The 25,281-nt window shown below is 33.5% G+C and carries 24 protein-coding genes; 15 read left to right on the forward strand and 9 right to left on the reverse strand.

Annotated elements, in window-relative coordinates; genetic code table 11:
* Positions 1-234: 234 nt before the first annotated feature.
* The 3 genes from DM397_RS10135 to DM397_RS10145 all read right to left on the reverse strand — a co-directional run bounded on the left by DM397_RS10135 (position 235) and on the right by DM397_RS10145 (position 4,062).
* Entirely contained in the window at positions 235-2,505 is a 2,271-nt protein-coding gene (locus tag DM397_RS10135; RefSeq protein WP_111377426.1) for a cation:proton antiporter, read from the reverse strand.
* A gap of 113 nt (positions 2,506-2,618) precedes the next feature.
* The gene (locus DM397_RS10140; RefSeq protein ID WP_111377427.1) at positions 2,619-3,338 is read right to left on the reverse strand and encodes a LytR/AlgR family response regulator transcription factor; all 720 of its coding nucleotides are present in this window, start codon (positions 3,336-3,338) and stop codon (positions 2,619-2,621) included.
* The gene (locus DM397_RS10145) at positions 3,301-4,062 is read right to left on the reverse strand and encodes a sensor histidine kinase (protein ID WP_111377428.1); all 762 of its coding nucleotides are present in this window, start codon (positions 4,060-4,062) and stop codon (positions 3,301-3,303) included. Before DM397_RS10145 ends, DM397_RS10140 begins: the two co-directional genes overlap by 38 nt.
* A 287-nt stretch (positions 4,063-4,349) precedes the next feature.
* Between DM397_RS10145 and DM397_RS10150 the strand changes: the two genes are divergently transcribed.
* The 4 genes from DM397_RS10150 to rpoN all read left to right on the forward strand — a co-directional run bounded on the left by DM397_RS10150 (position 4,350) and on the right by rpoN (position 10,963).
* Positions 4,350-6,716, forward strand: a complete 2,367-nt coding sequence (locus DM397_RS10150; RefSeq protein ID WP_111377429.1) for an efflux RND transporter permease subunit — start codon at positions 4,350-4,352, stop codon at positions 6,714-6,716.
* 25 nt (positions 6,717-6,741) lie between these two features.
* Complete coding sequence (locus DM397_RS10155) at positions 6,742-7,725, forward strand: PDDEXK nuclease domain-containing protein (RefSeq protein WP_111377430.1); 984 nt, start codon at positions 6,742-6,744, stop codon at positions 7,723-7,725.
* A 199-nt stretch (positions 7,726-7,924) separates the two neighbouring features.
* On the forward strand, positions 7,925-9,370 hold the full coding sequence (gene asnS, locus DM397_RS10160; protein WP_111377431.1) for an asparagine--tRNA ligase: 1,446 nt from the start codon (positions 7,925-7,927) through the stop codon (positions 9,368-9,370).
* Between the two features lie 132 nt (positions 9,371-9,502).
* Entirely contained in the window at positions 9,503-10,963 is a 1,461-nt protein-coding gene (rpoN, locus tag DM397_RS10165; RefSeq protein WP_111377432.1) for an RNA polymerase factor sigma-54, read from the forward strand.
* A 591-nt stretch (positions 10,964-11,554) separates the two neighbouring features.
* Here rpoN and DM397_RS10170 read toward each other — a convergent pair.
* Both DM397_RS10170 and DM397_RS10175 read right to left on the reverse strand, forming a co-directional pair.
* Positions 11,555-11,974, reverse strand: coding sequence for a hypothetical protein (locus DM397_RS10170; RefSeq protein WP_111377594.1), 420 nt, complete (start codon positions 11,972-11,974; stop codon positions 11,555-11,557).
* A gap of 43 nt (positions 11,975-12,017) precedes the next feature.
* The gene (locus DM397_RS10175) at positions 12,018-12,608 is read right to left on the reverse strand and encodes a thymidine kinase (protein WP_111377595.1); all 591 of its coding nucleotides are present in this window, start codon (positions 12,606-12,608) and stop codon (positions 12,018-12,020) included.
* Between the two features lie 237 nt (positions 12,609-12,845).
* Here DM397_RS10175 and DM397_RS10180 point away from each other — a divergent pair, with 237 nt between their 5' ends.
* The 11 genes from DM397_RS10180 to DM397_RS10230 all read left to right on the forward strand — a co-directional run bounded on the left by DM397_RS10180 (position 12,846) and on the right by DM397_RS10230 (position 22,771).
* On the forward strand, positions 12,846-13,925 hold the full coding sequence (locus DM397_RS10180) for a hypothetical protein (protein WP_111377433.1): 1,080 nt from the start codon (positions 12,846-12,848) through the stop codon (positions 13,923-13,925).
* Positions 13,926-14,037: 112 nt separating this feature from the next.
* Complete coding sequence (rsmI, locus tag DM397_RS10185; protein ID WP_111377434.1) at positions 14,038-14,760, forward strand: 16S rRNA (cytidine(1402)-2'-O)-methyltransferase; 723 nt, start codon at positions 14,038-14,040, stop codon at positions 14,758-14,760.
* Positions 14,760-15,158 (forward strand): hypothetical protein, encoded by a 399-nt coding sequence (locus tag DM397_RS10190; RefSeq protein ID WP_111377435.1) that lies wholly within the window; start codon positions 14,760-14,762, stop codon positions 15,156-15,158. The genes rsmI and DM397_RS10190 overlap by 1 nt, the downstream gene beginning before the upstream one ends.
* 14 nt (positions 15,159-15,172) lie before the next feature.
* Positions 15,173-15,517 (forward strand): HopJ type III effector protein, encoded by a 345-nt coding sequence (locus tag DM397_RS10195; protein WP_008465164.1) that lies wholly within the window; start codon positions 15,173-15,175, stop codon positions 15,515-15,517.
* Between the two features lie 132 nt (positions 15,518-15,649).
* On the forward strand, positions 15,650-17,353 hold the full coding sequence (gene recJ / locus DM397_RS10200) for a single-stranded-DNA-specific exonuclease RecJ (protein ID WP_111377436.1): 1,704 nt from the start codon (positions 15,650-15,652) through the stop codon (positions 17,351-17,353).
* On the forward strand, positions 17,340-18,623 hold the full coding sequence (locus DM397_RS10205; RefSeq protein ID WP_111377437.1) for an MFS transporter: 1,284 nt from the start codon (positions 17,340-17,342) through the stop codon (positions 18,621-18,623). Before recJ ends, DM397_RS10205 begins: the two co-directional genes overlap by 14 nt.
* Positions 18,624-19,538 carry an alpha/beta fold hydrolase gene (locus DM397_RS10210; RefSeq protein ID WP_111377438.1) on the forward strand — a complete coding sequence of 305 codons (915 nt, stop codon included), beginning with the start codon at positions 18,624-18,626 and terminating at the stop codon, positions 19,536-19,538.
* 159 nt (positions 19,539-19,697) lie between these two features.
* Positions 19,698-20,054: a hypothetical protein gene (locus DM397_RS10215; RefSeq protein WP_111377439.1), complete on the forward strand. Its 357-nt coding sequence runs from the start codon at positions 19,698-19,700 to the stop codon at positions 20,052-20,054.
* Positions 20,055-20,168: 114 nt separating this feature from the next.
* Positions 20,169-21,032, forward strand: a complete 864-nt coding sequence (locus DM397_RS10220; protein WP_111377440.1) for a carboxypeptidase-like regulatory domain-containing protein — start codon at positions 20,169-20,171, stop codon at positions 21,030-21,032.
* Positions 21,033-21,119: 87 nt separating this feature from the next.
* Positions 21,120-21,476, forward strand: a complete 357-nt coding sequence (locus DM397_RS10225; RefSeq protein ID WP_111377441.1) for a hypothetical protein — start codon at positions 21,120-21,122, stop codon at positions 21,474-21,476.
* 83 nt (positions 21,477-21,559) lie between these two features.
* The gene (locus DM397_RS10230; RefSeq protein ID WP_111377442.1) at positions 21,560-22,771 is read left to right on the forward strand and encodes a cytochrome c3 family protein; all 1,212 of its coding nucleotides are present in this window, start codon (positions 21,560-21,562) and stop codon (positions 22,769-22,771) included.
* A gap of 95 nt (positions 22,772-22,866) precedes the next feature.
* On the opposite strand, the gene DM397_RS10235 is transcribed toward DM397_RS10230, so the two are convergent.
* The 4 genes from DM397_RS10235 to DM397_RS10245 form a co-directional block, all read right to left on the reverse strand.
* Entirely contained in the window at positions 22,867-23,610 is a 744-nt protein-coding gene (locus DM397_RS10235; RefSeq protein WP_111377443.1) for a UDP-2,3-diacylglucosamine diphosphatase, read from the reverse strand.
* 100 nt (positions 23,611-23,710) lie between these two features.
* Positions 23,711-24,163: a 6-pyruvoyl trahydropterin synthase family protein gene (locus tag DM397_RS10240; protein ID WP_111377444.1), complete on the reverse strand. Its 453-nt coding sequence runs from the start codon at positions 24,161-24,163 to the stop codon at positions 23,711-23,713.
* Positions 24,164-24,196: 33 nt separating this feature from the next.
* Complete coding sequence (locus DM397_RS23910; RefSeq protein WP_167511651.1) at positions 24,197-24,373, reverse strand: hypothetical protein; 177 nt, start codon at positions 24,371-24,373, stop codon at positions 24,197-24,199.
* Between the two features lie 92 nt (positions 24,374-24,465).
* A complete protein-coding gene (locus tag DM397_RS10245) occupies positions 24,466-25,230 on the reverse strand; it encodes an enoyl-CoA hydratase/isomerase family protein (RefSeq protein WP_111377445.1) in 765 nt (254 codons plus the stop codon).
* Positions 25,231-25,281 lie beyond the last annotated feature (51 nt).

Here is a 25,281-nt window from a genome sequence, read left to right on the forward strand (position 1 = left end):
AAAATTCATCTTTTCGCCACGAATTCACAAATTTATCTACTTAAACTTTGCGAAAATTTTACCGATAAATTTCACAAATTGTCTCTAGGTTAATCTAGGCAAATTTGTGCAATTTATTGACAAGCAACACGTAAAGAGAATCATTAAAATTCGTGAATTCGTGGCTAAAAAAATCCCAAACTCCAATCGGTAAAATTGGAATTTGGGATTTTAAAATTTTGAAATTTAAAAAGTTTATGGTTTAAGAATTAAAACTGATGGAGAATTATTCAGCCAAATACTTTGAGATTCTATTAGTTTTTTCCAGCTTTCTAGACTGATAATCATCAAATCTTGACTTTCTAAAAACTCTTTCTTCAAGGTTCTGTCATTCATAATCATGATGTGATTTGGGGCAATCTGCTCAATAGAACGAATGGTTTCTTGAATTTCTCTTGTATTTTTCACTTCTCCACCAGCATCTAAAACTGTAATCTGAGAGCCGTTATTATTGATTAGTTTTTTAGCATAATCAATTAAAAAAGCATCCTCTTTATTAAAAACAGGAATAAAAACCTGATTGACTTCTTCTAGATCTTTATCAATAAAAATTCCAACTGGCATTTTAGACTTTGCAATAATATGGCGCGTTCTTTCGTCAAATGGAGAATTCTCAAACAACCCTTCTTTTCCTGTAAACTTATCAATCAAACGATCTGGATTTACAATTCGAGTAGTAAAACCAAGAATTTTTCCAAGCAACGTTCCGTCAAAAATAGATTGTCCTAAACCAACCAGCAGTAAATCATACTCTCCTTGATTTGCCGTATCAATAATATCAGAATCAATATCATTAGTAACTTTAAATAAACTCACCACATTCTGATTCAGACGCTGCGACTCTTCTATTACAGGAATTAGCATTTTACGTTCATGCTCTTTTATATCAAAAGAATGCACTTCTGTACTTAAAGACAAATGCATTGCTGTTACAATAGAATTATCTGCTTGCTTTTTAACTAAACTATTTGCGATTTGAAGCAATTTTTTTCCTTTTTCTGGAGTTGCAAATGAAAGCAGAATTTTATACTTGCTTTTGGTTCCAATTTCTTCCGGAACGGCTGTCGCTTTATCTTTAAAAATAAATCCGATAAAATCTAATGCTGGACCTGTCATAAAAGTAGTCACCAGTGCCATAATGACCATCATCGTAAAAATCTCTGTTGATAATACTCCCAGATCATAACCAATATTTAAAACCACCAATTCCATTAAACCTCTAGTGTTCATCAAGGCTCCAATTGACAAACTGTCTTTCCAATTCTGCCCCATGAACTTCGCCGCCAAAGCACTACCAAAGAATTTACCAACTACCGCGACCAAAATGATCAAACCAGTAATTTTCCATAGTTCAGGATCATTCAATAATCCGATTTGCGTGCGCAAACCAGTAAACACGAAGAACAATGGCAATAAAACAATAATCGAAACGTCTTCAACTTTTTCAATAAATATATTTCTGAATTTGTTGTTTTCTGGCATAATTGCTCCAGCCAAAAAAGCTCCAAATAAAGCGTGAATTCCGATTAATTCTGAAGCATAAGCAGAAATTAAAAGGGTAATAAAGAAAATCGCAACAACAGGTTTATTCAAACTTTCGCGCGTTGCATTCAAATCTCCTACTCTTTTTAAGAACGGACGAACGATTTTGAGCATTATAATAACATACAAAATCGCCATTCCAATGACATACAATGAACTTGCAAGCGAGCCAGCTTTTACAATTGCAATAACAACTGCCAAAATACACCAAGCCGTAATATCATCTGCCGCAGCACAAGTAATGGCAATAGTTCCAAGTCTAGTTTTCTGCATGCCTCGTTCTTGGACAATTCTCGCCAGAACAGGAAACGCAGTAATACTCATGGCAATACCCATAAATAATCCGAAAGAAGAAAATTCTACTCCCATCGGAGCATAGATTTCGTAAATAAAATAAGCCAATGACAATCCTAAAGCAAACGGAATTACAATACTAGCGTGGCTGATAACAACAGCATCGTGCGCTTTATTTTTAAGCACTTTCAAATCAAGTTCCATCCCGATAACAAACATGAAAAGGATTAAACCGATTTGGCTTAAGAACTGTAAATTCCCTAAAGATTCTTTTGGAAATAAAGCTGCCGAAAATTCTGGAAAATACATTCCGACCAAAGATGGTCCTAAAACAATTCCGGCAATCATTTCGCCAATTACAGACGGCTGCCCTATTTTTCTAAAAAACCATCCAAATAAACGTGCGACTAAAATTATGGTAATAATTTGCGCCAATAAAATGGCCAACGGATGTTGTAAATTATCGACCATAGAATGAAGAAAGTCTTTCCAATGGTTGCTTTCAACACTTTTCTTTACAATATTGCGTCCCACTTCTAATGAAACGCCTTTTGAAATCACCCAATATATCAGCGCTGTAAAACCACCAATAATTGTTACATAGAATAAAGAGTTCTTAATGTTATTCATAACTCGTTCTTTAAATTTATTGCAGCAAATATCAGAACTGAGTTTTAAGTGAAGAAGCAAATTTCCAGCTAATTTTCAATGTATGTAACAAGTCGGAAAAACTTTGTAATAACTTATAATTTCACCTTTTTCAAAAAATCAGAACGATAGGTTTCGCTCAGAATTAGAGCCGTATTTTTATTGTTTTCTTCCAAATGATGAAGCACAATTTCATTATGATTAAAGAATTTTATCGCCTTCACCGCTACAATTTCTTTTTTATTGATTCGGCAGAAATCGGCATCTGGCAATTCGTTTAAAAGCGTATCGAATTTTACATTTTTCAAATTCAAGAAACTTCCGTCAGTAAGCAAAACCGTTTTGTCACGGCTATCGCTTAAAGCGGTTTTGATGTATTGAATTTTATTAAAATACAATAGCGTTTTTCCTTTATCTGTATTAAGCTGAATGAATTTTTTTGAATTATCTGATTTATCGAAACGTTCAAAAGCTTTAGAAACTGCTTTTTGTAGACGTTCTAATTTCACAGGTTTTGTGATATAATCAACCGCATCAATATTAAAAGCTTCTGCCGCATATTCTTTATAAGCCGTACAGAAAATAACCAATTTGTTATCTAACATTTCGGCCAAATGCAAACCATCAATTCCTGGCATTTCGATATCAGAAATTAAGAGATCAAAATCCAGTTCGGGAATATCAGACAAAAGTTTTTCAGGATTATTAAATGTTTTCACGATTTCCAGTTCTGGAATTTGCTCGCAAAGCATTTTAAGGTAAGTCAATCCTGGAATTTCATCGTCCAGAAGCAAGCATTTCAGTTTTGTATTCAAGTAAATCTATTTTTAGATGAGCAATATAAACGTCATTTTCTATAAACTTGTCAAGTTTGAAATTATTCTTGTAAATAATTCGCAGTCGATGTTCTAAAGTCGCGTGGCCAAAACCGCTTCGTTCTTTTTTTAATACTTTTTTATCAGAGATTTTATTGGAAACCGTCATAAAAAAAGCATTGTTTTTAAATTCGAAAACTACCGAAATAAAAGCATCTGCACTTTGTAAGTCAGCATGTTTAAAAGCATTTTCTATTAAATCAATCGAAATTAAAGGCGCAAGCAAAGGCTGATCATACAATTTGTCTTCCTGATGAATGTTGGTTTTGACTTTAAGTTCAAAAAGCGGACTGATTTTAATTTTATTGATTTCGATTAAATTCATCGCAAAATCAATTTCTTCTTTGGCCGTTACAAATTTCTTTTTGCTTTCGTACAAAATATAATCTAAAACATTTGCCAGTTTATCTAGAGCAAAATACGTCTGATACGCATGTGACTGAATCGAATTTAGAATATTCTTAAACAAATGCGGATTCAGTTTTGATTCTAGATTTTCCAATTGCAAATCATTGACTTTAGATTCTAAGGCATAAAAACTTTTTTCTGCATCTTCTTTTGCTTTTTTGGTTTGCATTAATTGATACACCATAAAACAAATGATGACAACTAAAAGCAATAGAATTGCCAGAAAAATAAAAGTGGTTGTATTGTTTTGCTGCATTTGCGTGGTTTTATATTTAAGTCAAATTCAAGAATAAAATTACTGAATCTGCTTCAATCTGTTGAATCTGCGTGAAGCTTTTTCACTAAGAAAACAACTCAATCTAAATTTTCCTAAAATCTAAATTGTTTGCAAATATGAGAAAACCTTACGGTTTACAGATAAAACAAGGCAAATTATAGCCAAAACAGCTCTATCAAATTTGTGTTAACGTTAAGTAAAATAGAACGGAATATTTATGATTTCGAGCACTTTTCACTACATTTGCATCCATTTTTAAAGATTTTATGAAAAACACTGTCCAAGTTGGATTTTGGGAAAAACTTGCCCGAATTATACTTAAAAACCGAATTACGATTCTGGTTATACTTTCTGCTTTAACTCTTTTCTTTGGTTATCAGTGGAAGAATCTTTCTATGACTTATACCGAAGCCAACTTGCTTCCGAAAGATCATATTGCAAATAAAGATTATCAAAAATTCTTAGACAAATTTGGCGAAGAAGGAAACTTAATTGTTATTGGTTTTAAAGATCCTAAATTCTTTACACCAAAAAATTATGCCGCTTGGACCGAATTGATGAACGGTTTGAAAAAAGCCAAAGAAGTTGATTTAGTAATTTCTTTGAATGATTTAAAGAAACTTGAAAAAGATACTGTAAATCAAAAGTTTGTTCTAGCGCCATTTATCGAAGAAAGCAAAGCACTTGACGCTAATTATTTAAAAAGTGTACAATATGATTTGTTTCACAATCTTCCTTTTTACGAAGGATTGTTGTTTAACAAAGAAAGCGGTAGCGTTCGCTCTGCAATCTATATGAACAAAGCCCTAGTAAACACGGCCGAAAGAAAGACTTTTATCTTAAATGATTTAGTTCCTAAAATCGATAAATTCGAAAAAACAACTGGAATCGATCTTAAAGTTTCTGGAATGCCTTACATCCGTACAATCAATGCGGACAACATGAAAGGTGAAATCGGACTTTTTATTGGAGCATCTTTATTGACTGTTTCTCTGATTTTCTTTTTCTTCTTCCGTTCTTTCAGAGCTACTTTTATTTCGATCTGCATTTTAATTGTCGGAGTAACTTGGTCATTTGGAACACTTGGATTATTTGGTTATAAAATCACGATTTTAACAGCAATTATTCCACCGCTGATTATCGTAATCGGAATTACAAACTGTATTTTCCTGATTAATAAATATCAGCAGGAAATCAAACTGCATAACAATCAGGCAAAAGCTTTACAGCGTGTGATTTCAAAAATTGGATCTTCGACTTTGATGACCAATTTGACAGCTGCGATTGGTTTTGCAACTTTGATGATTACAGGAAACGAACTTCTTTTTGAGTTCGGATTAGTAACTTCTATCAACGTGCTTTCTGTTTATACTTTGACACTTTTTATCGTGCCAATTATTTACAGTTTTATGCCATTGCCAAAAGAAAAGCACTTATATCACTTAGACAAAACTTACATTTCGACACTTTTAAATACAGTTACAACTATCGTTAAAGGCAAAAAAACAATTGTTTATTGCATTTACGCTGTTCTATTTCTTGTGAGTTTAAATGGAGTAAGACAAATGAAAGTTTCAGGAAGTTTGATTGGCGAAATGCCAAAAAGCGCTTCTTTCTTTAAAGATATTTTATTTTACGAAAAAGAATTCAACGGTGTAATGCCATTGGAAATCATGATTGACACCAAAAAGAAAAAAGGTGTTATGAAGCCTTCTACAATTCGTAAAATGGATGAATTGCAGAATACTATTTCTGAAATTCCAGAATTGGCGAAACCAGTTTCTGTTGTAAACTTGGTTAAATATGCAAAACAGGCTTTCTACAACGGAAACCCTGAATATTACCAATTGCCAACTTCACAGGAACAGACTTTTATTTTGGGTTATGCTAAAAATGCAACCAAAAACAGTAAAGAAAATTTAATGAAAGCGTATGTGGATTCGACTGGACAATATGCCCGAATCACCACTTTCATGAAAGATATTGGAACAGATGAAATGGCAAAAGTAGAAGGAAAATTGCGTAAAAAAATTGACGAGATTTTCCCTAAAGACCGTTATGAAGTTACGATTACAGGAAAAGCATTAGTTTTCCAAAAAGGAACAACTTATTTGGCGCATAACTTAATCGAGTCATTATTGTTTGCAATTTTGACTATTGCAATTTTGATGTTGTATTTATTCCGTTCGTTCAAAATGGTAGCGGCTTCTTTGATTACAAATATTTTACCGCTTTGCATCACTTCGGGATTAATGGGTTATTTCGGAATTCCGTTAAAACCATCAACGATTCTGGTATTTAGTATCGCTTTCGGAATCTCGGTGGATAATGCAATTCAGTTTATGGCGAAATACAAACATGATCTGATGCAAAACAAAGGAAAAGTGAAGAAATCGGTTTTCAGCGCCTTGAGAGAAACTGGAGTAAGTACTTTCTATACTTCTGTAGTTTTGATTTTAGGTTTTGCGACTTTTACATTATCAAGCTTCAGCGGAACTATTGCTTTAGGAGGATTAATTTCTTGTACTTTGGTTTTTGCAATGTTTGCTAACTTGGTTGTTTTACCATCGTTGGTTTTAACTTTTGAGAAGAAGAAAACAAGGAAAGAGGAATTAGAGAGTTTGGAGAAGTAAAAGCAATCTCCGATAGCTGTTGAATATGGATAAAAGTTTTTCAGAAATAACCAGTTTAATTAAACAGACTCGAATTAACACTTTAAAAATTGTTAATGCGGAGTTGATTAGTTTATACTGGAATATCGGTCAATATATCTATACAAAAATAGAAGAAGCTAGCTGGGGACAATCTGTTGTAAAACAATTAGCAAATCACATTCAAGATACTGAACCTGAATTAAAAGGATTTTCAGATAAAAATCTTTGGCGCATGAAGCAATTTTATGAAGCCTATAAAGATTTTCCAAAACTCTCACCATTGGTGAGAGAAATTAGCTGGACAAATAATTTGTTGATATTTTCGCGAACTAAAACCATAGAAGAAAAGGAGTTTTACTTAAAAATAAGCAAACAGGAGTCTTACAGCAAGAGAGAACTTGATCGTCAAATATCTGCAAGTCTATTTGAAAGAACGATGCTCGGCAATTCAAAACTCTCACCACTGTTGAGAGAAATTGACTCAGACATCACAAACTCATTTAAAGACAATTATATTTTTGAGTTTTTAAATCTTCCTGACTCTCATAACGAAAGCGATCTACAGAAAGCCCTTGTGAACCAGATGAAAAATTTTATCCTTGAATTAGGAAAAGATTTTTTATTTATAGACAAAGAATACAAATTACAAGTAGGAAACAGTGATTTCTATATTGATTTATTATTTTACCATCGAGGCCTGCAATGTTTGGTCGCATTTGAGTTAAAAACAGATAAATTTAAACCAGAGCATTTAGGTCAATTAAATTTTTATTTAGAAGCTCTTGACCGTGATGTAAAAAAGCAAAATGAAAATCCAAGTATTGGTATTTTACTCTGTAAAGATAAAGACAACGAAGTTGTAGAATATGCTTTGAGCAGAAGCTTATCCCCAACATTAGTTTCTGAATACAAAACACAGCTTCCAGACAAGAAACTTTTGGAGAAAAAACTGCATGAAATATTTGAAAGTAAAAATAAAGAAGAGTAATTTTCTTTATTCCAAAAAAAAATCCGCCACGAATTCACGAATAAAAAACAAATAATTCGTGAATTCGTGGCGGCTAAATTTACACGAACAATTATCAGAATAACAAAAGGAACCAGAAACAGCTTCAAAAATTAATTATTATCGATTATATTTGCAGTTGTTCAAAACGAATATTATTTAATATCAATTATATATAAAAATGAAACACACAAAAGTTAGAGACTTATTAAACAGTACGACGACGTTACAGGAAGTGAATGCAAAAGGTTGGGTGAGAACTTTTAGAAATAATCAGTTCATCGCTTTAAATGACGGTTCTACAATTAATAATATTCAATGTGTTGTTGATTTTGAAAATACACCAGAAGAGACTTTAAAAAGAATCACGACTGGAGCAGCGGTTTCTGTAATTGGAACTTTGGTTGAAAGCAAAGGTGCGGGTCAGAAATATGAAATTCAAGTAAACAAACTTGAAATCCTTGGAGATTCTGATGCTGAGAAATTCCCAATGCAACCTAAAAAACACTCTTTAGAATTTTTACGTGAAAACGCTCACTTGCGTGTTCGTACAAATGCTTTTGGTGCGATCATGCGTGTGCGTTCGGTATTGTCTTATGCAGTTCACAAATATTTTCAAGATAAAGGTTTCGTTTATGTAAACACGCCAATTATCACTGGAGCTGATGCTGAAGGTGCTGGAGAAATGTTCCAAGTAACTTCTTTGCCATTAGATAACCTTCCTAAAAATGAAGAAGGAAACATCGATTTCAAAAAAGATTTCTTTGGAAAACATACGAACTTAACGGTTTCTGGACAGTTAGAAGGTGAAACTTTCGCTATGGCTTTGGGTCAGATTTATACTTTTGGACCAACGTTTAGAGCAGAAAACTCAAACACTTCTCGTCACTTAGCAGAATTCTGGATGATTGAGCCTGAAGTTGCTTTCAATGACCTTGATGACAACATGGATTTGGCTGAAGATTTTATTCAGTATGTAATTAAATATGCTTTAGACAACTGTAAAGATGATTTAAAATTCTTAGAAGGAAGACTTCTTGAAGAAGAAAAATCAAAACCACAGGCTGAAAGAAGCGAAATGGCATTGTTAGAAAAATTGAACTTCGTTTTAGAAAACAACTTCAAGCGTGTTTCTTATACAGAAGCAATTGACATTTTAAGAGATTCAACTCCAAATAAAAAGAAGAAATTCCAATATTTAATCAACGAATGGGGAGCTGATTTACAGTCAGAACACGAGCGTTTCTTGGTTGAAAAACACTTTAAATGTCCGGTAATTTTATACGATTACCCAGCAAACATTAAAGCGTTTTACATGCGTCTAAACGACAACACAGAACCAGGAAGAGAAACAGTTCGTGCAATGGACATCCTTTTCCCTGGAATTGGAGAAATTGTTGGTGGTTCTGAAAGAGAAGAGCGTTACGATGTTCTTGTCGAAAAAATGGAAAAACTTGGAATTGACAAAGAAGAATTATACTGGTACTTAGATACCAGAAGATTTGGATCGGCAACTCACGCAGGTTTCGGTTTAGGATTTGAGCGTTTAGTATTGTTTGTAACAGGAATGACAAACATTAGAGACGTAATTCCTTTCCCAAGAACTCCTGGAAGTGCAGAGTTTTAATCTGAGGTTCTAAGGTACTGAGGTACTAAGATTCTAAGGTTTAAAATTAAAACGAAATAATTAAAACGAATTTAATTCGTCAACATAAGATACTTAGCGCCTTAGCGCCTTAGTACCTTAGCACCTTTTTATATGCTAAAGCAATTTTTAAATTTAAAATTATCCCAAAAATTATCTCCACAGCAAATTCAGCTGATGAAGTTAATTCAATTGCCTACGCAAGCTTTTGAACAGCGTTTATTAGAAGAAATGAACGAAAATCCGGCGCTTGAAGCTGGAAAAGAAGACGATTACGAAGCTGATGAATACGCTAATGAAGACTACGACGATTATGATGATGCAGAATCTGACAGAATCGAAGCAGACGACATTAATATTGACGAATATCTAAGCGACGACGACACACCTGATTATAAAACGCAGGTAAATAATTATAGCGATGACGAGGAACGCGAAACACCTTTTGCGGCTCCGATTAGTTTTCATCAGGATTTAATTAATCAGTTGAATACTTTTATTTTGAATGATGAGGAACGCGAAATCGCAGAATTCCTTGTTGGAAGTATTGATGATATGGGTTATATCCGCAGAAGTATTCCAGACATTGTAGACGACATGGCTTTTACTCAGGGAATCTACACTGATGAAGCAATGGTCGAAAAAATGCTGACGGTAATTCACGAACTTGAACCTTCAGGAGTTGGCGCACGTGATTTACAGGAATGCTTACTGCTTCAGTTAAAACATAAAACACCGACTGAATATGTTGATTTAGCAATCGATATAATCGAAAATCAGTTTGATGCTTTTACGAAGAAACATTACGACAAGCTTTTACAGAAATACAGCATTTCTAACGAACAGCTTAAAAAAGCAATTCATGAAATTGAAAGGTTAAATCCAAAACCGGGTGGTTCTTTTGCTGGAAACAATAAAGTTACAGAAAACATTGTTCCCGACTTTGCCATCAGAATTGTTGATGGTGAATTGGAATTGACTTTAAACGGAAGAAATGCTCCTTCCCTGCACGTTTCTAAAGATTATCAGGAAATGATGCAGACGTATAAAGAATCTCGTGATAAATCGACTGCGCAGAAAGATGCGGTTCAGTTTATCAAACAAAAACTGGATTCGGCTAAATGGTTTATTGATGCCATCAGACAGCGTCAGGAAACACTTTTTGTAACGATGAATGCGATTATGCATTATCAGGAAGAATATTTCTTAGACGGTGATGAAACCAAACTAAAACCAATGATCTTAAAAGACATTGCAGATATGGTTGGTTTGGATATTTCGACGATTTCACGTGTGGCCAATAGCAAATATGTAGAAACGCCATACGGAACTAAACTGATTAAAGAGTTTTTCTCTGAGGCGATGAAAAATGATCAAGGAGAAGATGTTTCGACTTTAGAAATTAAAAAAATTCTTCAAAACACCATTGAGGAAGAAGATAAGAGAAAACCACTTCCAGATGATCAATTGGCAGAAATATTAAAAGAAAAAGGCTATCCAATTGCGAGAAGAACAATTGCAAAATATCGTGAACAATTAGATATTCCGGTAGCAAGAATGAGAAAAAAAATCTAGGTTTTTAAACCATAAAAGAGATATAAGTTCATTTAAACGAAAAACGCGACAAATTAAAATTGTCGCGTTTTTCGTTATTTTCATTCCGTTAGGAATGTTTCGTCGGTAGAAAATAAATCACGTTACAATTGTACGTTCCTTAGGAACGTTTGATAAATATATCGTTTCGAAAAAAAATCAAGTGTCCCTACAGGACACAATACAAATCCTAATATTTTACTACCAACAAAACATTCCTAACGGAATGACTAATAATATTTAAAAACAAAACCCGACAGGTTTCATTTTGCAAAGCTGTCGGGTTTTGTTTGTCATTAATTAATTGATTTTCAAATAATGCAACTTGTTATTCCGTAGGAATATTTCGTTGGTAGAAAAAAAAATTGACGGTATTTAGGTTGTGTCCTGTAGGGACACTTGTAATCATCAATAAATATCTCGAACCGCAATCAAACGTTCCTACGGAACGTGTACCTAAATCCAATTAAAAAATTCTACCGACCAAACATTCCTACGGAATGATTTTTTCTAAACGAAAAACCCGACAAGTTTTAAAAACTGTCGGGTTTAACAACATCGTAAAACATTAAATTATTTATACTCGTCTGGCAAAATCTTCACATCAAACAAAAAAACTTTCTTTTTATCACTGTAACTATAATTCAAAGTATAATCATTTTCTCTGAAAACCTGAAGTCCTGTATTTGCTTTTGCCGTACTTAAAAGGCTTTTCCTTATTTCTTCTTGAATCACATTGATTTCTGCAGTTTCTTTAGCAACATTCAGCAAAGTCAAATTGTATTGAACTGTTTTTTCTTCATGCAAACTTACACTGTCCAAACGAATTCCTTCCTGAATATTTAAAGGGCAGCTTTTATTATATTTTGCAATTAATTCTACTACTTCTGTGTTTACTTCATTTTCTTTTTCGCCTAGATAAAATTGAAAATAAACTACGAAAGCGACAGCAATTCCAATTAATACTAACAATAAAACAGTCGATTTTCTCATATTTTTTAATGTTTTTGTCATGGCTTATAATAAATAAAATAATCTATTTTCCCTGATTCTTTTTCATTGCTTTAAAATACGCTGCACGGCTAAGCGGCTCGTATTCTTCTGTTTCTCCAAGCATAACCAATTTATCATTATCTGTTTTTCTAAAACTATAATTGGCTAAATTTCCTGTTCTGGTACACACGGCATGAACTTTCGTTACATATTCAGCGGTTGCCATAAGTCCAGGCATTGGTCCAAACGGATTCCCTTTGAAATCCATATCCAAGCCAGCCACAATCACGCGGATTCCTTGGTTAGCCAAATCATTGCAAACCGTAATAATTTCGTCATCAAAAAACTGCGCCTCATCAATACCGATTACATCGCATCCCTGAGCTAAAATCAATATATTAGCTGCCGCTGGAACAGGCGTAGAACGGATTTCATTGGCATCATGAGACACCACCATTTCGTCATGATAACGGGTATCAATAGCGGGTTTAAAGATTTCGACTCTTTGTTTGGCAAATTGGGCACGTTTTAGTCTTCGGATTAACTCTTCGGTTTTACCCGAAAACATTGATCCACAAATAACTTCAATCCAACCAAATTGTTCTTTGTGATTTACTGTATTTTCGAGAAACATTTTGTATTTTTCTACCTTTAAAAATGAATAGTTTTTATTACTTTGTACTGGCAATAAATTGATGTAAAAATGTACTGTTTTACATTTTTTCAAAAGTAGAAAATTTTTACCAAACCTTAGATTCGCGAAAGCGTATTAACAGAAATTAAAAATTATCTTTTGAATTTCCTTAAGAATAAAAGACATTAAAACATCAAATACACTAAAATACCTTATTCACTATAATTTTCAACAGTTATGAAAAAAAAATTGGAAGCTGATTTAATTAGCATTGCACATCGAATTCTAAAACTTAAAAACAAATCCGATATCAATCAATTGTACCTTGAAACTCAGAAATTATACGAGAAATTAGCAGTATTAAAATTTGTAGAAGAGAATTTCGACGCTGTAAAACCAACAATCGGCCAAAATGATATTGTAGCTGAATTGGAAACCATTTTTGAAAAAAAAGAAGAGACAATTCCTGCTATAATTGAACTTGAAGCGCCAGCTGAAGAAAAAGTTATTGCACTTGAAGAATCTTACGAACCTGAAATTACAGAGGAAAAACCAGCAGAAATTGCTGAAGTTGCTGAACCAATCGCTGAAGTTGTAGAATCAGTAATCGAAGAAACTGTTGAACCGATCGTTGCGGAAATTAAAGAGCCAATAATTGAGCAAACTGTTGAACCAATCGCTGCAGAAATTGAAGAGCCAGTTATTGAAGAAATTGTTGAGCCAATTGCTGAAAAGGTAGAGGAAACAGAAAAACCTATTGATGATCTTTCATTCACAACAATAAATGAATTGAAACCTATTCCTGATTTCAAACCAGCTTTTGAATTGGAAACTGAACCAATTATCGAGGAGGTTAAAGAAGAACCTAAGAAAGAAACTTCTTCACAGCCAACTATTCAATTTGAAGATTTCGGAATTAATTATGCCGATGCTCAGTTTGTTAAAGTAGATAGTTTTGAAGCAGTCCCTGCTAAAACTCCTTCGATAAACGATTTTAAAGAAGAAAAAAAGGAAGAGAGAAAAGTTGAAACTGCAATTCTTGAAACTCCTGCACAGCCAAAATCGGTAAGTTTGAACGAAAAACTGGCAAGAGGTTTTCATATTGATCTGAATGACAGAATTGCCTTCACTAAAAATCTTTTTGGAAACAGCACAGAAGATTACAGCCGTGTTTTAAACCAACTAATGACTTTTGATTCTTATAGCGAAGCAAAAGATTTTATTGAAGACATGGTAAAACCAGACTACAATAACTGGGAAGGAAAAGACGATTACGCAGAACGTTTTATGGGAATTATTGAAAAGAAATTTTCGTAAAACAAAACACAAATTTCACAGATTAACACGATTTTTTTCTTTGTGAAATTTTTATTAGCATCCAAAATCTGTGATAATTAGTGCAATCCGTGTTAAATATTTAAAATAAATTATGTCAAAATTATACATCGTTCCAACGCCAATTGGCAATCTTGAAGACATGACTTTCAGAGCCATTCGGGTTTTGAAAGAAGTCGATTTGATTTTGGCGGAAGATACCCGCACAAGTGGAAAACTATTGAAGCATTTTGAAATTGGCACGCACATGCACAGCCATCATATGCACAACGAGCATAAAACGACCGAAAATTTAATCGCTCGTTTGAAAGCGGGTGAAACTATCGCTTTAATTTCAGATGCAGGAACTCCAGCTATTTCTGATCCGGGATTTTTATTGACAAGAGCCTGCGTAGAAAATAAAATCGAAGTAGAATGTCTTCCAGGCGCAACGGCTTTTGTTCCCGCACTTGTAAACAGCGGATTGCCAAATGATAAATTTGTTTTTGAAGGTTTTCTGCCTGATAAGAAAGGACGTCAGACTCGTTTTTTGGCTTTAGCCGAAGAAACCCGAACCATGATTTTATACGTTTCTCCTCATAAACTCGTTAAGACTTTAGCTGAATTTGTGCAATATTTTGGAGAAGACCGACAAATTTGCGTTTCAAGAGAATTATCAAAATTACACGAAGAAAATGTACGCGGAACGGCAAAAGAAGTTCTAGCACATTTTGAAAAAACAGCACCAAGAGGCGAAATCGTTGTTGTCGTTGCTGGAAAAACAATAGAAAAAGAAGCGAAGAAAAGTAAGTATTCTAAGGACGAAGAAGATAATTAATGGAACAATATTTTAGTAAAATAACAGTCTTAATTATACTTCTTTTAGTAACATTATCTTGTAAATCAAATCTTGATCAGCAATTTTCTTTAGAAAATGATCAATTAATAGAGGAATGGAAATCTGAAAATAAAAAATTCATCCAGCAAAACTCAGAAAAACTTACTGACTCACAAATGCTAAAATCATTAGACAGTATAGTAATAGAATACACTATCAATAAAAACAAAAAACTGGCAATTAAATTTATAAAAACAGAAAAAGGTGTAAAAAGATTGAATTTTTTAAAGAAAAGTTTCAGCAAGGAAGAAATTAAATCCTTACTAAAAAAAGTACCCGAATCAATAAAAACAGATACCAATTATATCGCTTTACAAAAATATATAAGTCCAGAATAAAATAATATTAAATCATGAGCATTCAAGCCTTTTTAGAAAAAGTAAAACAAACTCCAACACAAATCACATTTCCTGAAACTATTGCAGTAATCGAAGAAAATTACAACTTTACTCCAACTGCTTTTCAAAACGGAACACAACATAACGCAGCAGGCGAAAATTCTGGTTCTTGCAAATTGTTTTCTTTCGCGAAATTGCAAAACTTAAGTAAAGAAGAAACATTAGCGTGTTTTGGAGCTTTTTATTTTGAAGAAGTTTTAGGTGATCCAAATGGAACGAACCACCAAAATATTAGAAATTTCATCAATTTAGGCTGGGACGGAATTCAGTTTGAAGGAAATGCTTTAGAAGCGAAATAAAACGAAATATTCTGCCACGAATTCACAAATTAAATTCGTGTTAATTTGTGTAATTCGTGGCAAAAAAAATTACCCATCAGATTAAACGATTTCAAAAATCTGAAGTCTAAAATCTAAAATCCAAAATCAACCATGCGTTGGACATTGAAACCAAAACCTTCTGAAGATAAAATCAAGCATCTGGCACAAGCCTTAAATGTAGAAGATTTTGTAGCAACATTACTTATTCAACGTGGCATTGAAACTTTTGAAGAAGCAAAGAATTTCTTTCGTCCGTCATTAGAACATTTGCACGATCCATATTTGATGAAAGATATGGATAAAGCCGTTGCGAGAATCGAACAAGCCATCAAAAATGGAGAAAACATTTTAGTATTTGGCGATTATGATGTAGACGGAACTACAGCGGTTTCATTAGTTTCTTCGTATTTAAAATCTCATTATCCTCATATTGCTACGTACATTCCGGATCGTTATGACGAAGGTTACGGAATCTCCTATAAAGGAATTGATTACGCAGACGACAACGGAATTTCTTTAATTATTGCTCTCGATTGCGGCATCAAATCGATTGATCATATCGCTTACGCGAAAGCAAAAAACATCGATTTTATTGTTTGCGATCACCACCGTCCAGGAGAATTTCTCCCTGATGCTGTTGCAGTTTTAGATCCCAAAAGAGAAGACTGCTCCTACCCTTACGATGAACTGTGCGGTTGCGGAGTTGGTTTTAAATTGATTCAGGCTTTGGGTCAGAATCGAAATGAAACTATTGAAGATTTAGTTCCGTATTTAGATTTAGTGGCTACCGCAATTGCTGCCGATATTGTTCCGATAACGGGAGAAAATCGTGTTTTGGCTTATTTTGGATTGAAAGTTATTAATAGCGAGCCAAGACCCGGAATTAAAGCTTTAACACATCAAGTAAAAAAGAAAGTTCTCGATATTACTGACGTTGTTTTTATCATTTCGCCCCGAATTAATGCGGCAGGACGAATCAAACACGGAAATCATGCCGTAGAATTATTGACCGAATTTAATTTTGAACAAGCACAGCAATTCGCGTTAGAAATTGAACAATACAATGCCGACCGAAAAGATTTAGATAAAAAAATCACCAAAGAAGCTTTTCAGCAAATTATAGAAAATAACGAAGAAGAACGTTTTTCGACCGTTGTTTTTCAAGAAGATTGGCACAAAGGTGTAATCGGAATTGTCGCTTCGAGATTAATAGAAACCTATTACCGACCAACTTTAGTTTTCACAAAAAGTGGCGATAAATATGCGGCCTCTGCCCGATCTGTAAAAGGATTTGATGTTTATAATGCCTTAGATGCCTGCGCCGAACATTTGGAACAATTTGGAGGCCACATGTACGCTGCAGGAATGACTTTAAAAGCAGAAAATTATCAGACCTTTAAAGACGCTTTTGAGAAACAAGTTTCTGAAACGATCTTGCCCGAAATGCTTACGCCAGAAATTGAGATCGATGCCGAAATCAATTTCTCTGATATAACACCTAAATTAATTCGAATTTTAAAACAATTTGAACCTTTCGGCCCACAAAATATGACGCCTGTATTTATGACTGAAAATGCGATTGATACAGGTTATGCAAAAACTTTGGGTGCAGAAGAAGAACATTTAAGGCTTTTTGCCAAACAAAACAACTCCGACGGAATCGCGGCAATAGGTTTTGGCTTAGGAAAAAAATTAAACATTGTAAAAAATCAAAATCCGTTTCAATTGGCATATTGCATTGCCGAAAATGAATGGAACGGCAACATTTCAACTCAGCTCATGCTGAAAGATATTAGAACAGATGGAAGAAATTAAATCCAATAAACCTGATCCGTATCAGGCACTTCGTTATAGAGAATTCAACGTATTTTTATTATTGCGTTTTGCAATGGTTTTTGCCTGGTCAATGCAATTTATTGTAATCGAATGGGAAGTTTACAGCTTAACTAAAAACCCGCTTTCGCTAGGAATTATTGGTTTAATGGAAGTAATTCCTGCCGTCGGAATGGCTTTGTTTGCAGGACATATTGTAGACCAAAGAGAAAAGAAAGGATTATTGGTAAAATGTATTTTAGGATTTTCAGTAATCAGTTTTGGGCTATTTTTATTGACTTGGCCAAAAATTGTTGGCGGTTGGTCTTCAAATGTAATCTTGTATTCCATTTATGCTTTAGTATTTTTTGGAGGAATCGTTCGTTCTTTTATGGGACCAACTATCTTCTCACTTTTATCTTTAATTATTCCTAAAAAAGTATATCCAAATGCTGCAACTTGGAGCAGTTCGGTTTGGCAGATTGGAGCCGTTATGGGGCCTGCATTGGCGGGATTCTCAATCAACTGGATTGGCGTTCACTGGTCAATGTGTCTCGTTTTCGGATTCTCGATTCTTTCCTTAATTGCTTTATCGCAAATCAGTAAAAAACCAATCATCAATCCAAAGATTGGCGAATCTATTAAAGACAGTCTTACAGAAGGTTTAACTTTTGTATTTAAAAACAAAATTGTTCTTGGTGCATTATCACTTGATATGATCGCCGTACTTTTTGGAGGAGCCGTTGCATTATTACCAGTTTTTGCCCAAGACATCTTAAAAGTAGGTTCTGAAGGCTTCGGAATTTTAAGAGCCGCTCCTGCCGTGGGTGCTTTTATTACAATGATTGTTTCTGCTTATGTGCCTTTATATAAAAATGCAGGAAAGAAACTTCTAATCGCCATCTTTGTTTTCGGATTGTCGATCATTTTATTTGGTCTTTCTACTTATTTCTGGCTTTCTGTTTTTGCTTTATTCCTAAGCGGGTTGGCTGATGGAATTTCAGTAGTTATCCGTCAGACGATTTTACAGCTTAAAACTCCAGATCACATGCGCGGGCGTGTTGGTGCTGTAAATTCAATTTTTGTTGGATCTTCTAATGAATTAGGTGCTTTTGAAAGTGGTGCGACTGCCAAAATGATGGGCGCTGTAACATCGGTTGTTTTTGGAGGAAGTGTTACACTCTTAACTGTAATTTTCACTGCATTAAAATCGCCAACATTTAGAAACTTAGATTTGAAAAGAGATATGGATGAACATCATAAATTAGAATAGATGAAGTCATTTCTTCTTTCTTTTTTTCTCGTGTTTTCCTTTTTCGTCAAAGGGCAAAATCTTTATGTCAAAACTTACGGAAATGAAAAGAACAAACCCATAATTTTTATTCACGGAGGACCAAGTGGCAATGCAACCTTATTTGAGGGAACAACGGCTCAAAAACTAGCCGATCAAGGCTTTTATGTTATAGCTTACGACCGAAGAGGAGAAGGAAGATCTGCAGATCCTAATGCAAAATTCACTTTTGAAGAAGCTTTTCAGGATTTGAATTCCCTTTATAAAAAATATAATTTAAAGAAAGCTATTATTCTAGGTCATAGTTTTGGCGGCTTGGTGGCGACACTTTATACAAATAAATATCCGCAAAATGTAAGCGCTTTGGTTCTCGCTGGTGCTTTATTTTCACAACAGGAAACTTACGACCATATTCTAAACACGCTGAAGAAAAAGTACAGCAACAATTCTGAACAATTAAAAAAAATCGGTATTGCTGAGAATCTAAATAAAAATTCAGCTGAATACAGAAAAGGATGTTATGACCTTGCGGGAGAAAATGACTTTTTTAAAATGCCAAATCCAACAGCAGAATCTAAAAAACTATATGCAGATTATGAATCTGGCGAATTTTATAAAACTAACATTCGAAATAAAAATGCGCCTTTAGTTTTTTATCAAAATGAAAAACAAAATAATATTGATACACGTCCTGTTTTAAAGAAAATCAAAACTGCTGGAGTTCCTATTTATGGAATCTACGGAAAAGATGACGGTATTTTTTCATCGGCACAAATTAATTCTCTTAAAGCAATAACTGGAGAAAAACACTTCGCTTTCCTTGATAATTGCTCGCATTATTTATTTGTTGACCAACAGGCAGCATTTATTTTTAAGCTAAAAAATTGGCTGAAATAATCTTATTAAGAAATAAAATTTCGTAAAAAACAAAATCAGAAACACTTTATAAATAGCTAAAAATCAAATAGTAATATTGGTTTTTAGCTTTTTTTTATGCTTTTCTTAGTCAAGTATTAATACAAAGAGTATGTATCTTTGTAGCCTAAAAAAATTGCCATGAAAGACATCGAGCAGATATACCGAAACGATTTTGGAATTTCATTTTATTGGAAAGAAGGCAACGAAGTTATATCAGATAAAATTCAGTTGCTTTTTAAACAAATGGGATTTTATTTTTCGGTTCAAGAATTAAATGAATTTCACGATTTAATTGAAGACTGCGTAACCGACCACAATGATTATGATACTCGTGGTGTTAAACGCGCCTTCGATAAATTTTTATTGAAAACTCCCTATGTTGCTATAGATTTAGAAATATCACCGAAGGAATTAGATTCTATAAAGGACTTGGTTGATGGCTCATTATTTCGACTTCATCTTAATGAATATATTTACGGCTCTGGAATGAATTAAAACTTCCTTGGCTTGCAAAACTTTTAAATCGTTGCATTTTATTATGTTAAAAATTGGATAAAATAGTATCCATTTTTAATCTTATTTCATTTCTTTATTCTAAAAATCAAGCAAATGAAATATACCACATTTTTATTTTCTATTGTTTTTACATCTACCATTTTTGCTCAAGAATCTACTATTTCAGGTAAACTAAAAAACATACAAAACAACGAGGAACTCGATTATGTAAATATCGGTATCGCTAATAAAAATGTGGGAACTGTTTCAAATTCTAAAGGAATTTTCGTTTTAAAACTTAATGAAAAAGTAAATCCTAACGATACAATTGTCTTTTCTCATATTGGCTTTGAAATCAAAAAAATATTGGTCAATCAATTAAATTCTGACCATAATATTATTGAAATGATTCCTTCTGAAAATTCTTTGAAGGAAGTTGTGGTCTCTTTCAAAAAACCTAAACCAAAACAATTCGGCAGAAGTTCAAAAGGACTTGGCCTTATGCATTCTAATTTTTTCTATGCATTTGACAAAACAGTCGACGATTATCTAAGCCGCGAAAGAGGAATGGAATTTAGAATCAAGAAAGACTGCAAAGTAGAGACCTTTAATTTCAACATTACCTCAAACGAATTTAAATCGGTTAAATTCAGATTGAATTTTTATAAAGTTGAAAATGGGCTTCCTTCCAAAATCTTAATTGAAAAAGACATTATTTTTGAAGTAAAAGACAACAAACTTGGATTGTTTACAGTCGATTTAAAACCTTACGATATTTATCTAGATAAAGAAATGGGAGATATTGCTGTGACAATTCAATGGATTGAAAGCATAAAAACCAATGAAAAAAGTAAATTCTTCTCTATTTCTACATCTGCATCTGTCACCGAAAATAGTTTTTACAGAGAAAAAAATATGGCAAATTGGTTTAAAAGCGGACAAAGCCTGACTTTTTACCTCAACACGATGTGCCAATAAAATGAAAAATTTTATTCTTTTTTATGATTTTTTTATTTAGAATTAATATAAATAATATTTATATTTGTTGAAATAAAAGGATTTACGATGAGAGAAATTGAACAAATATATCACAATAACTTTGGAATTGCTTTTTACTGGAAAGATCACAACACTACAATTTCAGATAAAGTACAATTGGTTTTTAAAGAAACTGGTTTTTATTTTACCGTTCAGGAATTAAATCATTTTTGCGATTTGATTGAAGATAGCATGATAGAAAATGCTTGTTGTGAAGCATGCGAAATGAAATATTCCTGCCATAAATTTTTATTGAAAACACCTTGCAATTCTATAGACCTAGCTGTAAATATGACTGAATTAAAATCTATTAAAGATTTGGTCGAAGGTTCTTTATTTAAAATTGAACTGGATGAATATATTTATGGAGTTGGCATGAATTAAGAAATATTCCAAATATTTTAACAGCATTCTTTCATTATTGAAATATATTTTGATTCAACTCAAAAAAAAGTATATTTACAGCAATGAAAAAAGCTGTATTTCTACTTACTACTATTCTTGCGACAATTTTCATTGTCGGATGCAACAATAAATCTGAAGAATATATTGATCCGCGCGGAACTGATTATGCAGGTTCTGAAAGCTGTGTGCAATGTCATAAAGTGCAATCTGAAATGGCATTAAAAAGTTCGCATTTTAAGGCGACTGCTCCAGCAATTTTAGGAAATGTTTCTGGCGATTTCGATTCTAAAAACCATACTTTCATTTATGATAAAGAGACCAAATTGGTCATGGAAAAACATGGAGACAGCTTGTATCAAGTTGTTTATAAAAACAACAAGGAAGTTTCAAAGTATAAATTTGAAATTGTTTTTGGAACCAAACATGCTCAAACCTCTGTTTATTGGAAAAACAACAATACTTACGAACTTCCGGTTTCTTTTTATCATTCTATAAACAATTGGGCAACAAGTCCAGGCTTTCCTGCCGACAAGCCCTATTTTGGCCGTATGGTAGTAAAAGATTGCTATGCCTGTCATAGTTCTAACATTAGTTCCCGAACGGTTGATCAGAGCTCTGCAGAAAAAAATTTCATGTCAATGGACATTGAAGATGTAATTAATAAAAAAACTATTGTTTACGGAATTGATTGCGAACGTTGCCACGGTCCTGCTAAAAGACATGTTGAGTTCCATCTTAAAAATCCAAACGTAAAAGTTGCCAATAGCATCACGAGTTTTAAAGCCTTAAACAGACAACAGAAGTTAGACGCTTGCGCTTTATGCCATGCAGGAAATGATGGCATGAAATTAAAATCCCGTTTTGAGTATAAACCTGGAGATAATTTATCAGAATTCTTTCGTGAAACGAGAAGCATTACCGATACGGCGAAATTTGATGTTCATGGCAATCAGTATCGATTGATGGCACAAAGTAAATGTTTTATAAAAAGCGATAAAATGGATTGCATTACCTGCCATAATCCTCATGAAAATGCTTCTAAAAACATGGTTTCGTATTCTAAGATCTGTATGAGCTGCCATCAAGGCTTAAAGCACAAAGAAACCACTTTAAAAACAATGTCTGAGAAGTTATTGGCCAGCAATTGTGTAGAATGCCATATGCCGAAAAAAGCATCTGGAGCAATTAAATTTCAGCTTTCAAACAGCAAACAACTTTCTGAATATATTCTGCGAACGCATAAAATCGGAATTTACCCAACGAACACAAAATAAAAATTTTGTTTTATTTTTTTTGACAAGGGACTTTGAATTAAGTTCAATAATAATACTTGCCCTTTTCAACTTTCGACTTTTGACTTTCGCCTAAACTACTTTTCGAATTTTTTAAGCTCGAATTTTTCACCGTCGAAAACACCGTAAGTAAAATAACCGATCCAGTCGCCAAGATTTACATATTCTGAGTTCTCTCCAACGGGAATAATCATAGGTAAATGGCGGTGACCGAAAATGAAATAATTGTAATGTTTGGTTTCTAGTTTTCGTTTGGCATATAAAACAAGCCATTCGTTTTCTTCCCCTAAAAACTTCACATCTTCGTCACCAGAAATCAGTTTATTTTTTACTGATAAATATTGAGCCAAACTTACACCAACATCTGGATGCAACCATCGGAAAAGCCATTTTGAAAACGGATTTGTAAATACCTTTTTCATTCTTTTATAGCCTTTATCGCCAGGCCCTTTTCCGTCTCCATGACCAATTAGGAACGTTTTTCCGTTAAAAGTAAATTCTTTATTATCGTGATAAACTGGAATATTCAATTCGGTTTCAAAATAATCATTCATCCACAAATCATGATTTCCAACAAAAAAATAAACTGGGATTCCGCTGTCGCGAATTTCGGCCAGCTTACCTAAAATCCGAACAAAACCTTTCGGAACAACCGTTTTATATTCAAACCAAAAATCAAATAAATCTCCCAATAAAAAAATTGCTTCGGCATCTTCCTTTACCTCATCAAGCCACGCCACGAATTTCTTTTCGCGCGGTAAACTCAATTCTGGACTTGGCGCACCAAAATGCTGATCTGAAGCAAAATATATTTTTTTCATTTAGAGTTTTAGATTACTAGACTTCTTTGAACTTTAGACTTTTGTCTCTCTGAGCGAAGTCGAAGAGTTTGGGAATTTGGAATTTAAAAAAAAAGGAATTTTAGATATTGTCGCTTGCATACCATTCTGCAAAAGACGATTCTGTTTCCTGAAGTTTTAGTGAGAAAAGAATAATTCCTTCTGGTAGACGGCTTTTAATTCTTTCAGCAAAATCAACCACCATATTTTCGCTTGTTGGCTGATAATCGACCAAAATCACATGATGACCGCGATTTTTCAATTCATTTGCCAATTCGATATGCGGTGTGGTCTGATTAAAAACCGTAGCATGATCAAATTGATCGACGATTTCTTCTTTTACAATTTTCTTTAGATCAGAAAAGTCAATCACCATTCCGAACTTTACATTCGATCGGTCAGTAATTGGCGAACCAATAACTGTTACCGATAATTTATAACTGTGTCCGTGAACGTTCTTGCATTTTCCGTCGTAACCGTACAAAGCGTGACCGGTTTCGAAACTAAATTGTTTTGTAATTCTGATATTACTCATCGATTTTTAATTTTAAGCTTGCAAATTTACAAATTAATTGCCGTTTTTAGCTCTTTTTTTAGCTCTAAGATACATCCACAAAGCAATTCCGCCCAAAACTAGAAACGGAATGAAAGATCCAATGACAACACCAATTTGATAACCGCTGTCTGGAGCATCTTTAATTTTCTCTGCAATGTCAACTTTTTGCATTAACGAAATAATTGTCATGTTCAATAATTTATATAGTGAAAATTTGATTTTAAAACCTTTTGCAAAACTATGTTCCTATTTTATCTAAAACCAATGACTTATATAATACCTTATTTTTTAAACTGCAGCAAAGCGTTTTTAGTGAAATCAGACAAAACAAGTTTGCCTGTAATCGCTGCACGTTCAAACAAAAGAGATTCCCATTGCTCTGTTCCTTCCCAAATAATCTTTTTCATTTCGTAAAGCGCTTCAGGATTATAAGAACTCAGTTTTTGAGCAAAACTTTCAACCTTAGTATCCAGATTTTCAGCTTCACATAAAACAGAAAAAAGACCTTTTTCAAAAGCCCAATCTGCCGATTTCCACTCGTAAGCAGCTAGAGTCATTTCAGTCATTGCTGTTTTTCCTATTTTACGAGAAACAGCTGGTTCTATTACAAAAGGACCAATTCCGATCGCTAATTCAGATAATTTAATATCGCTTTGAGAAGTTGCAAAAACATAATCGCAAGCCGAAATAATTCCGACACCGCCTCCAACAGCCTTTCCCTGTACACGTCCGATTATAATTTTATTGCAATTTCGCATGGCATTCAGTAAATGTGCAAAACCCGAAAAGAATTCTACACCTTGTTCTTCATTTTCAACTTTCAAAAGTTCATCAAAAGAAGCTCCCGAACAAAACGTTTTTTCTCCTTCGCTTTTTAAAATAATGACCGAAACTTCTTCATTTCTGCTTAAAGAATTAATTTCAGCTGTAAGTCTGTTTAACAATTCACGCGGAAAAGAATTACTTGCTGGATGACCAAATTGCACAGTCGCAATCGTATTTTGAAAAGAAGTTTCTAAACTTCCGTTTGTATTTTCTAGGCTCATAAAAATTACATTTAAAGGTAAAGTTACGCTTTTGAAAATAATTCATCCGAA

Origin of the sequence: Flavobacterium nitrogenifigens (genome assembly GCF_003254565.1) — a bacterium.
GTDB classification, from domain to species: domain Bacteria; phylum Bacteroidota; class Bacteroidia; order Flavobacteriales; family Flavobacteriaceae; genus Flavobacterium; species Flavobacterium nitrogenifigens.

Bases quoted from the DNA above. Each gene is read 5' to 3' on its own strand.
- DM397_RS10175 (WP_111377595.1), bottom strand. From the start codon at position 12,608: ATGTTTCTCGAAAATACAGTAAATCACAAAGAACAATTTGGTTGGATT.
- DM397_RS10195 (WP_008465164.1), top strand. From the start codon at position 15,173: ATGAGCATTCAAGCCTTTTTAGAAAAAGTAAAACAAACTCCAACACAA.
- recJ (WP_111377436.1), top strand. From the start codon at position 15,650: ATGCGTTGGACATTGAAACCAAAACCTTCTGAAGATAAAATCAAGCAT.
- DM397_RS10205 (WP_111377437.1), top strand. From the start codon at position 17,340: ATGGAAGAAATTAAATCCAATAAACCTGATCCGTATCAGGCACTTCGT.
- DM397_RS10145 (WP_111377428.1), bottom strand. From the start codon at position 4,062: ATGCAGCAAAACAATACAACCACTTTTATTTTTCTGGCAATTCTATTG.
- rpoN (WP_111377432.1), top strand. From the start codon at position 9,503: ATGCTAAAGCAATTTTTAAATTTAAAATTATCCCAAAAATTATCTCCA.
- DM397_RS10240 (WP_111377444.1), bottom strand. From the start codon at position 24,163: ATGAGTAATATCAGAATTACAAAACAATTTAGTTTCGAAACCGGTCAC.
- DM397_RS23910 (WP_167511651.1), bottom strand. From the start codon at position 24,373: ATGACAATTATTTCGTTAATGCAAAAAGTTGACATTGCAGAGAAAATT.
- DM397_RS10230 (WP_111377442.1), top strand. From the start codon at position 21,560: ATGAAAAAAGCTGTATTTCTACTTACTACTATTCTTGCGACAATTTTC.
- DM397_RS10135 (WP_111377426.1), bottom strand. From the start codon at position 2,505: ATGAATAACATTAAGAACTCTTTATTCTATGTAACAATTATTGGTGGT.
- DM397_RS10235 (WP_111377443.1), bottom strand. From the start codon at position 23,610: ATGAAAAAAATATATTTTGCTTCAGATCAGCATTTTGGTGCGCCAAGT.
- DM397_RS10225 (WP_111377441.1), top strand. From the start codon at position 21,120: ATGAGAGAAATTGAACAAATATATCACAATAACTTTGGAATTGCTTTT.
- DM397_RS10245 (WP_111377445.1), bottom strand. From the start codon at position 25,230: ATGAGCCTAGAAAATACAAACGGAAGTTTAGAAACTTCTTTTCAAAAT.
- DM397_RS10150 (WP_111377429.1), top strand. From the start codon at position 4,350: ATGAAAAACACTGTCCAAGTTGGATTTTGGGAAAAACTTGCCCGAATT.
- DM397_RS10220 (WP_111377440.1), top strand. From the start codon at position 20,169: ATGAAATATACCACATTTTTATTTTCTATTGTTTTTACATCTACCATT.
- DM397_RS10215 (WP_111377439.1), top strand. From the start codon at position 19,698: ATGAAAGACATCGAGCAGATATACCGAAACGATTTTGGAATTTCATTT.
- DM397_RS10180 (WP_111377433.1), top strand. From the start codon at position 12,846: ATGAAAAAAAAATTGGAAGCTGATTTAATTAGCATTGCACATCGAATT.
- rsmI (WP_111377434.1), top strand. From the start codon at position 14,038: ATGTCAAAATTATACATCGTTCCAACGCCAATTGGCAATCTTGAAGAC.
- DM397_RS10190 (WP_111377435.1), top strand. From the start codon at position 14,760: ATGGAACAATATTTTAGTAAAATAACAGTCTTAATTATACTTCTTTTA.
- DM397_RS10210 (WP_111377438.1), top strand. From the start codon at position 18,624: ATGAAGTCATTTCTTCTTTCTTTTTTTCTCGTGTTTTCCTTTTTCGTC.
- DM397_RS10170 (WP_111377594.1), bottom strand. From the start codon at position 11,974: ATGAGAAAATCGACTGTTTTATTGTTAGTATTAATTGGAATTGCTGTC.
- DM397_RS10155 (WP_111377430.1), top strand. From the start codon at position 6,742: ATGGATAAAAGTTTTTCAGAAATAACCAGTTTAATTAAACAGACTCGA.
- asnS (WP_111377431.1), top strand. From the start codon at position 7,925: ATGAAACACACAAAAGTTAGAGACTTATTAAACAGTACGACGACGTTA.